Source organism: Marinibacterium profundimaris (assembly GCF_002210095.1).
Classification (GTDB): Bacteria; Pseudomonadota; Alphaproteobacteria; order Rhodobacterales; family Rhodobacteraceae; genus Marinibacterium; species Marinibacterium profundimaris.
Window position 1 is genome coordinate 62,962 of the sequence record NZ_AQQR01000006.1, and the last position, 12,823, is coordinate 75,784.

The 12,823-nt window shown below is 69.4% G+C and carries 9 protein-coding genes; 4 read left to right on the top strand and 5 right to left on the bottom strand.

What is annotated here, in order from left to right; translation table 11 throughout:
* Positions 1–16 precede the first annotated feature (16 nt).
* Positions 17–685 (top strand): SOS response-associated peptidase, encoded by a 669-nt coding sequence (locus tag ATO3_RS15540; RefSeq protein WP_088650802.1) that lies wholly within the window; start codon positions 17–19, stop codon positions 683–685.
* 101 nt (positions 686–786) lie between these two features.
* Here the strand turns inward: ATO3_RS15540 and ATO3_RS15545 are convergent, their stop codons facing one another.
* The 5 genes from ATO3_RS15545 to ATO3_RS15565 form a co-directional block, all read right to left on the bottom strand.
* Positions 787–1,662: a transglutaminase family protein gene (locus ATO3_RS15545; protein ID WP_088650803.1), complete on the bottom strand. Its 876-nt coding sequence runs from the start codon at positions 1,660–1,662 to the stop codon at positions 787–789.
* Between the two features lie 8 nt (positions 1,663–1,670).
* The gene (locus ATO3_RS15550; RefSeq protein ID WP_088650804.1) at positions 1,671–4,217 is read right to left on the bottom strand and encodes a circularly permuted type 2 ATP-grasp protein; all 2,547 of its coding nucleotides are present in this window, start codon (positions 4,215–4,217) and stop codon (positions 1,671–1,673) included.
* A 292-nt stretch (positions 4,218–4,509) separates the two neighbouring features.
* Entirely contained in the window at positions 4,510–7,935 is a 3,426-nt protein-coding gene (locus tag ATO3_RS15555; RefSeq protein ID WP_088650805.1) for a transglutaminase family protein, read from the bottom strand.
* 627 nt (positions 7,936–8,562) lie between these two features.
* The gene (locus ATO3_RS15560; RefSeq protein ID WP_158217982.1) at positions 8,563–9,153 is read right to left on the bottom strand and encodes a Crp/Fnr family transcriptional regulator; all 591 of its coding nucleotides are present in this window, start codon (positions 9,151–9,153) and stop codon (positions 8,563–8,565) included.
* A gap of 224 nt (positions 9,154–9,377) precedes the next feature.
* Positions 9,378–10,235 (bottom strand): bifunctional hydroxymethylpyrimidine kinase/phosphomethylpyrimidine kinase, encoded by an 858-nt coding sequence (locus ATO3_RS15565; protein ID WP_158217983.1) that lies wholly within the window; start codon positions 10,233–10,235, stop codon positions 9,378–9,380.
* A 427-nt stretch (positions 10,236–10,662) separates the two neighbouring features.
* Here ATO3_RS15565 and ATO3_RS15570 point away from each other — a divergent pair, with 427 nt between their 5' ends.
* Genes ATO3_RS15570 through ATO3_RS15580 form a run of 3 tightly spaced genes read left to right on the top strand, consistent with a single transcriptional unit; the run spans position 10,663 to position 12,822 of the window.
* A complete protein-coding gene (locus ATO3_RS15570; protein ID WP_088650808.1) occupies positions 10,663–11,622 on the top strand; it encodes an AAA family ATPase in 960 nt (319 codons plus the stop codon).
* Positions 11,619–12,479 carry a DUF58 domain-containing protein gene (locus tag ATO3_RS29030; RefSeq protein ID WP_198963291.1) on the top strand — a complete coding sequence of 287 codons (861 nt, stop codon included), beginning with the start codon at positions 11,619–11,621 and terminating at the stop codon, positions 12,477–12,479. Before ATO3_RS15570 ends, ATO3_RS29030 begins: the two co-directional genes overlap by 4 nt.
* Entirely contained in the window at positions 12,466–12,822 is a 357-nt protein-coding gene (locus tag ATO3_RS15580) for a hypothetical protein (RefSeq protein WP_088650809.1), read from the top strand. Before ATO3_RS29030 ends, ATO3_RS15580 begins: the two co-directional genes overlap by 14 nt.
* Position 12,823 lies beyond the last annotated feature (1 nt).

The window sequence follows — 12,823 nt, forward strand, 5'->3', positions numbered from 1 at the left end:
GGATAGTCTGCGGCCCATGTGTGGACGTTTTGCCGTGACCCTGCCGCCGGACGCGATGGCGCAGCTCTTTGCCGCGCAGCCGGCCAATGACCTGCCGGATGTGCCGAATTACAACGTCTGCCCGACGGTGCAGGTGCATGTCGTGCGCGGGGGCGAGACCGGGCGCGCCCTGGTGCCGATGCGCTGGGGCTTCCTGCCGCACTGGTACAAGTCCGAGACCGGCGGGCCGCTGCTGATCAACGCCCGGGCCGAGACGATTGCCGAGAAGCCGGCGTTCAAGTCCGCCTGCCGCGACCGGCGCTGCATCGTGATCGCGACGGGGTTCTACGAATGGACCAAGGATGCCGATGGCAACCGGCTGCCGTGGTACATCTTTCGACAGGACGGTGAGCCCATCGCCTTTGCCGGGGTCTGGCAGGACTGGGGCAAGGACGAGGCACGCCAGAGCACCTGCGCCATCGTGACCACCGGCGCCTCCGAGGTGATGTCGCGGATCCATCACCGGATGCCGCTGATCCTTGATCCCGACAGCTGGGCGCTGTGGCTGGGCGAGGAGGGCAAGGGCGCCGCGCGGCTTATGGCGCCGGGACGAGAGGATCTGCTGGACTTTTACCGGGTCGATCCGAAGGTGAATTCGAACCGCGCCTCGGGGCCGGAGCTGATCGAGCCGTTCGAGGAGGAGTGAGGGCAGGGCGCCGGTTGGCTCGAGGTTTTCGACCGGGGTCTGAGCAAGAAAATTCGTCGAATTTTCTTGGACCCGCGCGATGCGGACAGGGACACCCCCCCTCAGACCACCGGCACCACGTCCACGCTGTGGCTTGTCGCGTGCAGGCCCGCGGTCCGCAGCGACCCCTTCACCGGCGCCACGTCGGCGTAGTCCCGGCCCATCGCGACGGTGATGTGATCCTCGCCCACGCGCATGTCATTGGTCGGGTCCATCTCGACCCATCCCATCTCGGACCCGCACCAGGCGCGGATCCAGGCATGCATCGCATCCGCCCCGTCCAGCCGCGCCTCGCCCTCGGGCGGCTCGGTCCGCAGGAAGCCCGAGACGTAGCCCGCCGGGATCCCGACCTCGCGCAGGGCGGTGATCATGATGTGGCTGATGTCCTGGCAGACCCCGCGGCGTGCGAGGAAGGCCTCCTCGGCCGAGGTGGTCACATCGGTCGCCGTGGGATCGAAGGCGATCTCGCTGTGCAGCGCGCGCGACATCCGGGCGACGGTTTCAAGCACCGGCAGGCCCGGTTCCAGCTGATCGCGGGCAAAGGCGGCGATCTCGGGGCTGTGGCGCACGCGCGAAGAGCGGCCCAGGAAGTGATGCGGCGATTGCGGCACGATGGAATGGGTGTCCGCCAGTTCGCGCGCCAGCATGTCCAGCGGGCAGGAGAGATCGAAGGCGCCGGGTTCGAAATTGCGATCGACCCGCCCGGCAAAGCGGAAGGCATATTCGCTGAGCTGCCCGTCATAGGCGACTTCGGTCCGCGCATTACCGAAGAAGTCCTCGCCGTCCTGGCGGAAATCCGGCTCGGGATCGATCGCCACCCGGCCCGAGACCAGCCGCTGATCGGGGCCCGACAGCGGCTGCATCCGCAGCACCGTGCGGTTGGCGGCGGCCGGGCTCTGGTAGCTGTAGCGGATCGTCAGGCGGATGTCGTAGAGCATCGCGGGCCTCAATCGAAGTAAAGCTGGCCGAGCGCGTCCGAGATCCGCCGCATCTGCTTGCCGATGGCAAGGAATTCGGAGCGGGTCATGGTCTCGGGCGTGGCGACGGCCAGCCGGGTTTCAAGCTTCAGGATCAGCCGGTCGGCATCGGTCATCGGCCCGTCGCGGCGGCGCAGCTGGGCTTCCTGCTCGCTCAGCTGCGAGAGCTGGAACATCACCGAGCGCGGGTTGTCGGTATCCAGCGCCAGCAGGTCGACGGCGGTGTTGCGCGTCACGTCGACCGAGTAGCGGCGGCGGTGGGTCATGACGCTGTCGCCAATCTCGATGGCGAGGTCATAGCTACCTGGGGGCGCGTCGGGATCGGAGAATTCCGTCAGCAGGGTCGTCATCAGCTCGGCCCGTTCCAGCGCCCGGCCCATGGTCAGGAACCGCCAGCCGGCAAAGCGGAACATGTTGTCGTAGACAAGGCCGGTGAAGCCGGCGAGCTGGCGCAGCAGCTGGCTGAGCTGGCGGCTGGCATCGACCTCGGAGGCCGTGGTCTCGTGGCTGCCGGGTGTGGGGGGGCCGCTGACCGGGGCCGGGGCCGGGTCGGTTGGGGCCAAGTCGGCAGGGTCAATGTCGGCCGGGTCGATGTCGGTCTGGCCCGGGACGGTCGGGGTGGCGCGGTCCGCCATCTGCTCGGCCTCGGCGCTCAGCGCGCGCGCCGTCTCGGCCAGCTCGTCCAGCGCGGTCCAGCCATCGGTCGAGAACCGGTCGCGCACCTTGGTGGCGCAGTTGCGGGCCTGGTCGAAGAGGTTGATCAGGCTGTCGGGGATCGCCGGTTCCAGCGGATGGCCCAGCGACAGGATGAAGGGTTCGAGCTTTTGCAGCAGCGGCGTGGCCACGGGCCCGGCCTCGGTCCGGCGCAGGTGGTAGGCGCGCAGGGTGCGCAGCGCGAAATCGGCGCGTTCCACGTAGCGGCCAAGCCAGAAGAGGTTGTCCGCGGCGCGCGCCGGCAGCCGCCCGGGCAGGCGCCGCACGAAAGGCCCGTCGTCGGATCCGGCGAGGGTGGTCTCGCGGTCCACCTCGGTTTCGGACACGACCCAGACATCGGCGACCGATCCGCCGTCCTGCATCGCCAGCGCGGTCGGATCATCCGTCCGGCCGATGCGGGCATAGCCGCCGGGCATCACCGTCCAGCCGGTCTTTGTCCGCGCGGCAAAGACCCGCACGATCACCGGGCGCGGCACCAGCTGGCCGTCGATCATCGCCGGCGTGGTCGACAGCGTCACCGCCTCCTGGCCCACAAGCGTGCTGCCCTCGGCCTCCAGCCAGTCGCCGATCGGCACCTGCGCGGCGGTGCGGAACTTGCCGCCCAGCGCGGTGGAGGCGTCGATGTCGAAGGGCAGCTTGGTCGACAGCGCCGGTCCGATCATCATGCGTTCCAGGTTCTGGCGCACGTATTGACGTTCAGAGGCCTGCCCGCACCACCAGGTGGCGATGTTGGGCAGCTTCAGCTCTTGGCCCGTCAGCTCGCGGCAGATGCGCGGCAGGAAGGCCATCAGCGCCCGCGCCTCCAGCACGCCGGAGCCCAGGCAATTCATCATCGTCACGTTGCGGCTGCGCAGGGCGCTGACCATGCCCGGCGTGCCAAGGGCGCTGTCCTCGTCCAGCTCCAGCGGATCGGCAAAGCGGCTGTCGAGCCGGCGCCACAGGACCGAAACCGGTTCCAGCCCGTTGACGGTGCGCACCATCAGCCTGCCATCGACGACCTTCAGGTCCTCGCATTCCAGAAGCATGACGCCGAGGTAGCGCGCGATATAGGAATGTTCGAAATAGGTGTCGGTGTTCTGGCCCGGGGTCAGGATCGCCACCCGCCCCTCCGGATCGCGGCGCTGGTCATAAAGCGACGACCGGAACTGCCGGAAAAAGCCCGCCAGCCGTTCGATATGGGCGCGCGCGTAGAAATCCGGGAAGACCCGGGCCGTGGCCATGCGGTTTTCCAGCGCGAAACCCGCGCCCGAGGGTGCCTGCGTCCGGTCGCCCAGCACGAACCAGCTGCCATCCGGAGAGCGTCCGAGCTCGAACGCGAGGAAGTGCAGGAAATGATCCGATTGCGGCTTCAGCCCGACGATGGGGCGCAGCCATTCGGGGTTCTGCGCCACCAGCGAGGCGGGGATCGCGCCGGATTTCACCAGGTTCGCATCGCCGTAGAGATCGGCCATGACCCGTTCCAGCAGGTCGGCGCGCTGGGCGATGCCCTCGGCCAGATCGGTCCATTCGTCCTGGGCGATGACCACCGGGAAATGGCTGAGCGGCCAGGCGCGTTCGGTCGATCCGCTGTCGGAATATTGCCGGTAATAGACACCGGCGTCGCGCAGGTACTGGTCGCCGCGGGCAAACCGCTGGGCCAGCGCCTCGGGCGAGAGGCGGGTCGCATGTTCGATCAGGGGCCGCCACACGGGACGCAGGGAGCCATCGGGCTTGAGAAGCTCGTCCGCCACGCCGTCCGGCGGGTCATAGCCCTCGACGAGGGCCGGAATGCGGCTGCGGTCGTCCGACCGCCACTTTCTCACCTTCGAATTCCCCGTTCACCTGCGTGTTGGAAACCCTGCGCGCAGCCCGCCCCTGCTTTGGGCGCGGCCCGGCACCGGTTCCATTGTAGTCCCAGTTCCATGACCAGTCCGTCAACCGGTCTGACGGCCCCCCTGACCGTCCATCGCGGCCCGCACGCGGGCGCGCCCGCCAGAGCCCGATCCCCTATCCGATCCCTGCGTCACCCTGCAAGCCTGAGACGCGCATCCGGGTGACATCCGTCAGGCCCCGGCCCCGGCCCCGGCACCAAGGCCAAGGCCAAGGCCGGGAAGATTACAGCCCCGGTGCGCGGCGCAAATCCAGTGTCATCGGGAAATCGGGATGGGTGCGTTCCACCGCCGGCCAGTAGCTGCCGGGCGTGTGGCCGAATTTCTCGAACCGGGCCAGCCGGCGCGCGTCGGCCTCGTTGGTGTTGATCGGGAAGGTGTCGTAGTTGCGCCCGCCGGGATGCGCCACGTGGTAGGTGCAGCCACCAAGCGACCGTCCGGTCCAGGTGTCGAAGATGTCGAAGACCAGCGGCGCGTTCACCGGCAGCACCGGGTGCAGCGATTCGGCCGGCTGCCACGCCTTGAAGCGGACGCCGCCGATGGACACACCGCTGCGTCCCGTCGCGGTCAGCGGCACGGCGCGCTGGTTGCAGGCGACGATATAGCGGTCGGGATCGTTGGATGTCAGCTGCACCTGCATCCGCTCGACCGAGCTGTCGGTGTAGCGCACGGTGCCGCCGATGGCGCCGCGTTCGCCCATCACGTGCCAGGGCTCCAGCGCCTGGCGAACCTCGAGGTGCACGCCGTCGTATTCGACCTCGCCGGCGAAGGGGAAGCGGAACTCGGTCTGGGCCTCGTACCATTCGGGGCGCAGGTCGAAGCCGTGCTCGGACAGGTCGCGGAGCACGTCCATGAAATCTTCCCAGACAAAATGCGGCAGCATGAACCGGTCATGCAGCGCCGTGCCCCAGCGCACCGGCTTGCCCTTGATCGGGTTCAGCCAGAACCGCGCCAGAAGCGCGCGGATCAGCACCTGCTGGGCAAGGCTCATCTTGGCGTCGGGCGGCATCTCGAAGCCGCGGAATTCGACAAGGCCGAGCCGGCCGGTGGGCCCGTCGGGCGAATAGAGCTTGTCGATGCAGATCTCGGCCCGGTGGGTGTTGCCGGTGACGTCGATCAGGATGTTGCGCAAGAGCCGGTCCACCAGCCAGGGCTGGGGCGGCTGGCCCTCGTGCGGGGCGGGGATCTGGGACAGCGCGATTTCCAGCTCGTAGAGCGTGTCGTGCCGGGCCTCGTCGATCCGCGGCGCCTGGGAGGTCGGGCCGATGAAGGTGCCCGAGAACAGGTAGCTGAGCGACGGGTGCCGCAGCCAGTGCAGGATCAGCGAGCGCAAGAGGTCGGGCCGGCGCAGGAAGGGGCTGTCGTTCGGGGTTTCGCCGCCCACCACGACGTGGTTGCCGCCGCCCGTGCCGGTGTGCTTGCCGTCGATCATGAACTTGTCGGCGCCCAGGCGGGTCTGGCGGGCCTCCTCGTAGACGGCGTTGGTGATCTCGACGCACTCTTCCCAGGAGGTGGCGGGGTGGATGTTGACCTCGATCACGCCCGGGTCGGGTGCAACCTTGATGACGTTGAGCCGGGGATCGTGGGGCGGGGTGTAGCCCTCGACATGGACGGGCAGGTCCAGCGCCTTGGCGGTGGCCTCGACCCGGGCCAGAAGCTCCAGGTAATCCTCGAGCGCCTCGACCGGGGGCATGAAGACACAGAGCCTGCCGTCGCGGGGTTCGACCGCGATTGCGGTGCGCACGGCGCCGCCGTCGGGATCGCCGGCATCTTCGGGCATCAGGCGCTGGCGGTTCATCTCCTGCCGTTCGCCCAGGTCCTGGCCCGCCTCAGAGGGCTGCGCGCGGCCTTCGGTGACCTCGGGCAGGGTCTCGGCCTCTTCCTTCGCGATCCGTTCCAGAGTCTTCAGGATATCGGCCTTCTGCTTTTCGACCTCGCTCAGGTAGTCGGGCAGGTCCTCGCGCTCGACCGTGGGGTCGGTCGGGTAGGTGTAGGGATAGGCGTTGGGCGGGATATAGGGCAGCGAGCCCAGCGGCAGGCGGAAGCCCACGGGGCTGTCGCCGGGGATCAGGTAGAGATGCCCGCGCCGGGGGCGCCAGAGTTCGGAGCGCCAGCGTTCGGTCTTCGCCTTCGACTGCCAGCGCTGGATCGGCAGGACGAACCCGGCCGGATCGCCCAGGCCGCGGGCGAAGACGCGGGCAATGCGGGCGCGCGCCTCGGGGTCCTTCAGCTTGGGATCGTCGGGGGTGACATTGGGCGGCAGTTCGGCCTCTTTCAGGATCCATTCGACGGGATCCTCGTAGGCCGGCTGCACGTAGTCGGGATCAAGTCCGAGCTGATCGGCGAAGGTCTTGAGGAAGAGGCCGCTTTTCTCGGGCGTGACACTGGTCTTGCTGTCCTCCAGCGCGACCATGTCGGCGTCCTTCCAGATCGGCACGCCATCGCGTCGCCAGTAGAGAGAGAAGGTCCAGCGCGGCAGCGTTTCGCCCGGGTACCACTTGCCCTGACCGTAATGCAGCATGCCGCCGGGGGCAAAACGGTCGCGCAGGCGGCGGATCAGCTGATCGGCGAGGCCGCGTTTCATCGGCCCGACGGCGGCGGTGTTCCATTCCTCGCTCTGGAAATCGTCGATCGACACGAAGGTGGGCTCGCCGCCCATGGTCAGGCGCATGTCCTGATCCTTCATCACGGCGTCGACCTTGCGTCCCAAAGCGTCCAGCGCCTGCCAGCTCTCTTCCGAGAACGGCTTGGTGATGCGCGGATGTTCGGCGACGCGGGTCACCTCCATCTCGAATTCGAACTCGGTCTCGGTGTCCTTGTGGCCCGAATAGCCCCCGACGATAGGGGCCGCGTTGCGGTAATGCGGGGTGGCGGCCAGCGGGATGTGGCTTTCGCCGGTCAGCAGGCCCGAGGTGGGATCGAGCCCGATCCAGCCGGCGCCGGGCAGGTAGACCTCGCACCAGGCGTGCAGGTCGGTGAAATCGTGATCGGTGCCCGAGGGTCCGTCGAGCGCCTGCAGGTCCGGCTTCAACTGGATCAGGTAGCCCGAGACGAAGCGGGCGGCGAAGCCCAGGGACCGCAGGATCTGCACCAGCAGCCACGACGTGTCGCGGCAGGAGCCCTTGCCTATGGTCAGCGTCTCGTCCGGGGTCTGCACCCCGGGCTCCATGCGGACGATGTAGTCGATGTGCTGCTCGAGCTTGCGGTTGACCTCGACCAGGAAGTCGATGGTCTTTTCCTTCTTGCGCGGGATCGTCTTGAGGTAGGCGTCCAGCGCCGGGCCGGTTTCCTCGGGCGTGCGGTAGATCGACAGGTCGGTGCCCAGGTCCTCGGGGTAGTCGAAGGGCCAGAATTCGGCGGTGTCCTCGATGAAGAAGTCGAACGGGTTCCAGACCGTCATGTCGGCGACGAGGTCGACCTCGATCTTGAACTCGCGCACCGGCTCGGGAAAGACGAAGCGGGCCAGCCAGTTGCCGTAGGGATCCTGCTGGTGGTTCACGAAATGGGTGCCCGGGCTGACGCGCAGGGCATGCGAGATCACGCGAGTCCGGTTGTGCGGCGCCGGGCGCAGGCGGATGATCTGCGGAGAGAGGGTGACCGGGCGGTCGTACTTGTAATGAGTGACGTGCCGGATGCTTGCCTTGATCGCCATGTCAGCGCCCTGTCCTTGGTGTTTGGAACGGTCGTCTCTCACCTGAGGCGAGGGCGGCCGACTTGTAAACCCTGCGTTTGGAGAAGCCGGGGCGCTGTGCCACGGATCCCGCAGCCTGCCTACGGCTTGGTCGTGCGGTGTCCGGCGGGGTGCCGGTGGGCGTCGATGGGCATGGCCGCCACCGGGGGCTCCCGCCCGCTGCGCCCCGATCTGCGATCGGACCCCGGCGGTTGGGCCCGGCCCTGCGCCGTGCCGGCGCAGGGCGGTGGCGCCCCGGTGCAGGGAGCCGCCCCATGATCCCGCGCCGACCGCCGCGCGCCCCGCAGGGGCGCGCGGCCGGGCCCAACGCCCGGTCTCGTCCGGCGAAGCCGGGCGGGGGCGCGGGGGCGGGAGGACGCGACCCGCCGTTCAAGGGTCTACGAGCGGGCCCTTGCCGGGACCGCGCCGGCGATGTTCGACAGTCGGGGCGCGGACGGGACGGTGCCGGCGCCCGGCTGGCGCCTTCGCCGGTGGCGTCACGGCTGGGCGGAACGACATTTGTCACACGACATAACAAGGGGCGCCCCCGAAGGCGCGCCCGAGGTATCGTTCAGCGGGTGGCGGCGGGCCTGCCGGCCGACCAGGACCTCAGCCCAGCCACCAGATCTCGCGGTAGCCCCGGCGCACCTTCCCGGCGCTTTCCAGCCGCGACAGGATCCGCGAGACCGCGCCGCGCGACAACACGCACATGTCGGCCAGCTGCTCCTGCGAGAGCGGGATCGGCGTGTCGCGACCCAGGCTGTCGCCCAGCCGGCGCAGCACGGCCGACACCCGGTCCTCGGGCCGGGTCAGCATGAGGTCATGCGCGGTCTGCACGGCGATCATCGAATTCGCCGCCGACAGCGCCGCCAGCCCGCGCCAGAGGTCGGGCTGCATGTCCGCGATCTCCTCGATCACGGGCAGCGGCAGGTAGGCCAGCCGCGCTTCGGTCAGCGCCATGGTCGTCACGCTGCGCGGCTGCCGGGTCAGGGCCGAGGTCTCGCCGAACCACGATCCCGGGCCCAGAAGGTGCCCGATCAGCGGTGTTTCGTCCCAGCTCATCACGGCCACGACACCGCTTACCACGCGGTAGATTCCGCCCGGCGGCTCTCCGTGGTCGTAGACGCGGACACCGCGCGCTGCATGCACGATCCGTGTACTCGACATGATCTGTCGGGACAGACCGTCGGGCAGGGTCATGAGCCAGCTTGCAGGCTCAGACCTTTGCAAATGGTCGAGTGACATAGAAGGGAACCTCCCCTAACTGAGTTCCAACACATCCCAGTGCCCGTCACGTGGTCCGCGGGCATTCTTCTTGGTCTTTCAATCATCTACGTGATTTCAAAATTAAGTATGATTGTATTTCGCTGAACGAACAATGGCCCGCATGTGATTTGCGTGTCCGGTTTGCCATGCCGGGTTCTTTACCTTGCGCAGGATTTGGGCGGAACCGGGGCAGCCGCGGCCCAGTCGGGGGCCGATTCCACGATACGCAGGTGGTCGGCACCCAGGCTCGCCGCGATCAGGGCGCTTAGGTGGCCCATCGCTTCACGCAAGGTGCAACCGCTTGCGATCAAAGCGGAAAACACGTCCCCAACCCCATGCGGCACCCCGTCGAGCCGGGCGGTCTCCACCAGGGTTCCGGCCGCGTCACCTGCCTCCGGGCCGACCTCCAGAACTCCTATGGACCCGTCCGAGACCGGCACCGAGGTGATCATCGCCCGACAGCCCAAGCCTTGGGCGGCTTCGGCGGTGCAGCGCACGGTTTCAGTATACAATCCGGTCAGCCAGCCAAGTTCGTAGAGATTCGGCGTGACAATGTCGGCGCGCGGCAAGAGCTCGGTCCGGATCGCCGCGGCCGCCGCGGCGTCGATGTAAAGCCCCTTCGGGCTGTCGCCCAGGACCGGATCCACCACGACGCGCAGATCCGGGACATCCTTCCGCAGCCGGTCGATCACCCATGCAGCCAGCTCCACGTGGGCGGCCGAGGGCAGGTAGCCGGTCAGCACCGTGTCATGCCGCGCCAGCCAGCCGTTCCGGGCCAAACCCTCCACCATGCCGCGGAGATCCTCCACCGGCACCCGGTGCGCCGCGACATGCGGCCAGCCCGGATGGTTCGACAGCATCACCGTCGGCAGGGGCGTGACCGCGACGCCCAGCCTCTGCAGAACGGGCACCGCCGCCGAGAGCCCGACATGGCCAAAGGCCACCTGGCTCGACAGCGCCAGGACACGCCCCGACCGCGCCGCCTCAGCCCCGGCCGTCCCACCGCTCTGCTGCATCGCGGGTCTTCCTTCTTTCTCTGTCGCGGGTCGCCGGGCAGAGTGTCGCACGGCATATGGAACCCCGGCCGAATGCCGCCCGCTGTCCATGCGCGAGACCCTAGCCGCGCCGCCATGATGCGTCCACTGTCGACGGAGAGCGGGCGCAGGATCGCGGGCGAAGACAAGCGGGCGGAGGCACGGCGAAAGATGACGGCACAGCGTCGGGCGGCCGACAGGGGCCGGACCGCGCTGTGCCGCCGGCCTGACAGGTGGATCGATGTCCTGCGACGGCCCCCGCCTCGGGGCTGACCGGAATTGTGTCACATGACATCCCCGCGCCCGGAAATCCTCAGCCCCATCCGCCGCCGGATCCATGACCAAAGTCGTATTTGGCCCGCCCCGGCCCGCGGCTAGCCTTCGCCCATCCCGGGGAGGGGAGACAGACATGAGCCCCAAAGACAACGAGGGCCTCCACCGCGAGAAGATCCGCGCGGTTCGGGACGCCCTGGCCGCAGGGCTGGTCGGGCACGAACTGCTGATCGAACGGCTTCTGATCGCGGCGCTGGCCGGCGGTCACGTGCTGATCGAGGGCGCGCCGGGCCTGGCCAAGACCCGCGCCGTCACATGGCTGGCGCGCGCGGTCGACGGGTCCTTCGCGCGGGTGCAGTGCACGCCCGACCTGATGCCCGCCGACCTGACCGGCACCGCCGTTTTCCGCCCCGACACGGGCGGTTTCGAATTCGTGCGCGGCCCGGTCTTTCACAACATCGTCCTGGTGGACGAGATCAACCGCGCCCCGCCCAAGGTGCAATCGGCCCTGCTCGAGGCGATGGCCGAGGGGCAGGTGACCTCGGGCGGCGAGACCCACGCGCTGCCGGTGCCCTTCCTGGCCATCGCGACCCAGAACCCGATCGAGCACGAGGGCACCTATCCGTTGCCCGAGGCGCAGCTTGACCGGTTCCTCTTCCACGTCTCGCTGCAGCTTCCGGGGGCCGAGGTCGAACGCCGCATCCTCGACCTGGTCGAGGCCGAAAGCCAGACCGCGCCCGAGATCGCCTCGGTCGGGCTTGAGCCGCTGATGGCGGCGCGGCGCGATGCGATGGCGGTGCATCTCTCGCCGGTGCTGCGCGACTATATCGTGCGGCTGGTGATGGCCACGCGCGACGAGGCGCTGGCCGACCGGGTGGACTATGCCGTCTCGCCCCGCGGGTCCCTGGCGCTGGCGGCGGCGGCCAAGGCGCGGGCCTGGCTTGACGGGCGCGACCACGCGCTGCCCGAGGATGTGGAGGCGCTGGCCGGCGATGCGCTGGCGCACCGGCTGGTGCTGACCTGGTCCGCCCGGGCCGAAGGCCAAACGGCGCGCGCGCTGATCGCCGATATCGTCGCCCGGACGGAGGCCTTGTGACCGGCGCCGAGCTCAGGGCCCCGGAGCTGGTCGCCCTGCGCGGCCTCGCCGGGGCGGCGGCGCGGATGCCCGAGGGGCTGGGCGGTCTGCCAGGCCATTTCCGCGCGCGGCAGAAGGGGCAGGGGCAGGACGTGGCCGACATCCGCACCTATGTCCCCGGCGACGACGCCCGCGCGGTGGACCGCAACGTCACCGCCCGGACCGGTACGCTGCACGTCCGCACCCACCATGCCGACCGTGACCGCACCCTGCTGCTGGTCGCCGATTTCCGGCCCTCGATGCTTTGGGGCGTGACCCGCGCCTTCCGCTCTGTCGCGGCGGCCGAGGCGCTGGTGCTGCTGGGCTGGCGCGCGGTGGAGGCCGGCGGGCGCGTGGGCGTCGTGGCCCTGACCGCGCGGGGCCACGTGGCGGTGCCGGCGCGCGGACAGACCCGGGCGATGCTGGCGGTGATCGGCGCGCTGGTGCGCGCCCATGCCCAGGCGCTGGAGGCGGCGCGGGACGGGCTGGAGGATCCGCCGCTGGATGCCGCGCTTGAGAAGGTGCTGCGCATCGCGGGCAGGCGGGGCGAGATCTGCCTGGCCAGCGGCTTCGACACGCCCGGCCCGGCGTTGGAGATCCGGCTGGCCGAACTGGCCGACCGGGGCGAGCTGCGCCGGATCCGCATCGGCGACGGGGTGCGCGGCGGCCTTCCGGCGGGCATCTACCGGCTTTCCGATCCCGGCGGCCGGGTGATCCGCGCCGATGTCTCGGGCGAGGGGACGGAAGAGCCGGGCCAGCCCTCGGAAACCCTGCTTGATCCCGCGATGCCGCCCGCGCGGGCGCTGCAGATCCTGGACGGCGCCCATGGCCTCCGCTGATCCCGATCCGCTGATCGGCCTGCACGGGTTTCGCCTGCCGCCCGACGTGCCGCTGCAGGGGCTGGCCGATGCGGCGGCGGCGCTGGGTGTCGGGCTGGCCTTGGCCGCGCTGCTGGCCCCGCTGGTCCTGCGCCTGACTGCGCGGCGCCCGAAGGCGCCTTCGGTCGAAACCCGCATCGCGGCCCTGAAGACAGAGCCCGACGCGATCCGGGTGCCCGCGCTGCTGTCCCTCCTGCAGTCCCGCGCGCCGGAAGCCGCTGACCGGTTCCGCGCCGATCTCTACCGCCCCGGCGGATTGCCAGGGGCCGAGGCCGTGGAACAGGCCCTGCGCGAGGCCGGCTGAC